The organism is Paenibacillus xylanexedens (assembly GCF_007676705.1).
Taxonomy (GTDB): Bacteria; Bacillota; Bacilli; order Paenibacillales; family Paenibacillaceae; genus Paenibacillus; species Paenibacillus xylanexedens_C.
This window is the reverse complement of the sequence record NZ_VEBF01000228.1, coordinates 1-290: the sequence shown is the minus strand read 5'-3', so window position 1 is coordinate 290 and position 290 is coordinate 1. Positions and strand designations below refer to the sequence as shown.

Here is a 290-nt window from a genome sequence, read left to right as displayed (position 1 = left end):
CCTCTTTAATTACTTTTTTACCTCATCCACCACTTCCTTCATATCCTCATTCAAACCCTTCACCTTCTGCACTTCTTCCCCAACCCAACCAAATTCCCCACCCAACACCATTTTCCCCAAAAGCCATTCCCCCCCCATCACCCCATATCAACCCTCCACTTCTCCCTTTTTCAAATCCCCAAATACTACACTTCCCCTCATCACCCCACCCATCTAATCATTCCCATCAATCTCCCGTCTGTACACACCGTTCTTACCCTTAATTTTCCCGGTACCCCCTTTCCGCCATT

1 protein-coding gene is annotated in these 290 nt (G+C 47.6%); it reads right to left on the bottom strand.

Features of this window, described 5'->3' with window-relative positions; genetic code table 11:
• Positions 1 to 9: 9 nt before the first annotated feature.
• Positions 10 to 138, bottom strand: a complete 129-nt coding sequence (locus tag FS628_RS30485; RefSeq protein WP_260871248.1) for a phage tail assembly chaperone — start codon at positions 136 to 138, stop codon at positions 10 to 12.
• Between the last annotated feature and the right edge of the window lie 152 nt (positions 139 to 290).

Coding starts and splice junctions, on each gene's coding strand:
- FS628_RS30485 (WP_260871248.1), bottom strand. CDS start 138: ATGGGGGGGGAATGGCTTTTGGGGAAAATGGTGTTGGGTGGGGAATTT.